The following is a 1,283-nucleotide window of genomic DNA, read 5'->3' as shown; positions in this document are numbered from 1 at the left end:
TTTTATTCCGGGAGAATTACCTGAATCAGCCTCAGACCCAGCAAGCGGTCAATTATTTGCGTAGCCGCTGGGGTTCTTGAATGCGTAGGGCCACTTGGTGGCCCTTACATTTTTGGTGCCACACCTGCCAGCGCCTCTTCGTTCTGCATCAGAGCAAAAAACGACTCCAGTTCACGTAACATCATCGACGCGGCAATCGACAGCTGACGCTGCGGCGCCACACACAGCGACAGGGTGAACGGCTTTAACACCGTGTCGATCAGCGGTATGAACTTCAACTCCCCGCGTCGGTATTCGTCAACGATATCCAGCCAGCACATCAAACTGATGCCCACATCGTCACGCACCAGCGAACGCAGCATATGAATGTTATTAGTACGCCCAACCTCATTCAGGCGAATGCCCGAACTGTTGACCAAAGCTTCCAGCGGATCGGCCAGCATTAACGGCGCGGCGGGCACGATAAACGGCCAGGACTCGCAGTGGCTAAAGCGAATGGACTCCAGCTTTGCCAGCGGATGTTGACTGCTGACCACAATCCCCAGGCGTAAATCGGCAAACGACTTCACCAGCAACTCACGGGAACTCTGTGGGTTAAGCATGATGCCGAAATCCGCATCGCCGGCCGTCAGCGCGTTGGCAATATGGATGTTGCTCATGGTGGTAAGCGCAAACGAAATACCCGGATACTCTTCGCGGATGCGTTGCAGTATTGAAGAGAAGAAACCGCGGTTGATAGCATCAATCGTGGCGATATGCACATGCCCATGGCGTAACCCGCGCAAATCATCCAGTTGGGTACAGACGCGCCCAAACTCCCGCTGCCAGTTTTTTGCCGCATTCAGCAGAATCTCGCCCGCTGCGGTCATACGTAATCCTGATGGATGGCGTTCAAACAGCGGCATATCCAGCTGCTCTTCTACCCGTAATATCTGTCGGTCAATGGACGAGGCGGAGACGTGCAACACCTCTGAAGCCTTGCGCAATGAACCCTGACGCGCCACTTCGGTGAAATAAAGCAGAAATCGGGAGAAGGCGAACATAGTGGGTGCTCTCTTTTTTGCAACGCATCATGCGAATTAAACAGATGGACGCTTACACTACGGCAAAATAATAATTCCAGCCATGATAAAAGCAAGGGTATGCGCGGCGTTAAGGCTGAAGACATCCCTGTTCAGACAGGCTGATTATGAAATCAACGCACTTGGCTTCCACCGTCATCGCAAAGCAGTTCAACGGTGCTGGCAATCTATTACTGACGCTGGAAAGTGCCAGCCAACAAC

1 protein-coding gene is annotated in these 1,283 nt (G+C 52.8%); it reads right to left on the bottom strand.

The features are described 5' to 3' along the window. Window positions 1-104: 104 nt before the first annotated feature. Window positions 105-1,043 (bottom strand): LysR family transcriptional regulator, encoded by a 939-nt coding sequence (locus PSSD_RS25895; RefSeq protein ID WP_058974229.1) that lies wholly within the window; start codon window positions 1,041-1,043, stop codon window positions 105-107. Window positions 1,044-1,283 lie beyond the last annotated feature (240 nt).

It is taken from the genome of Type-D symbiont of Plautia stali (genome assembly GCF_001485335.1).
Classification (GTDB): domain Bacteria; phylum Pseudomonadota; class Gammaproteobacteria; order Enterobacterales; family Enterobacteriaceae; genus Pantoea; species Pantoea vagans_C.
Note: the sequence above shows the minus strand (reverse complement) of the source record. Positions and strands in the feature narration are given on the sequence as shown.